Annotated in this window: 1 protein-coding gene; it reads left to right on the top strand. The window is 39.7% G+C overall.

What is annotated here, in order from left to right; all coding sequences use genetic code 11:
• The coding region (locus SB724_RS19615) for a hypothetical protein (RefSeq protein ID WP_410572449.1) at window positions 1-340 on the top strand (340 nt) is incomplete at both ends.

Raw genomic sequence — 340 nt, forward strand, 5'->3', positions numbered from 1 at the left:
CTGAAAATTTTACATATTGCATTACTCACATCCATTTTATTAATGGGGGGGTGTAAAAAATTTGTGGAGGTTGGCCCGCCTTCCAACCAGATAGCAAGTGAGACAATTTTTCTTTCAGAAGGAACAGCAACCGCTGCTATAAATGGACTTTACAATACAATGTCGAATACCAGCCTATCCTTTGCTGGGGGAGGGCAGACTGTATATTTGGGTTTATACGCTGATGAGATCTATACAACCTCTACAACTGCTAATGTTTTAGAATTTGTTGATGGTAAACTATCCAGCAGCAACAGCATCGTCTATAACAACTTTTGGCGCTACGCATATCAGGTAATTT

The organism is Bacillus sp. SIMBA_031 (assembly GCF_046535225.1).
Taxonomy (GTDB): Bacteria; Bacillota; Bacilli; order Bacillales; family Bacillaceae; genus Bacillus; species Bacillus velezensis.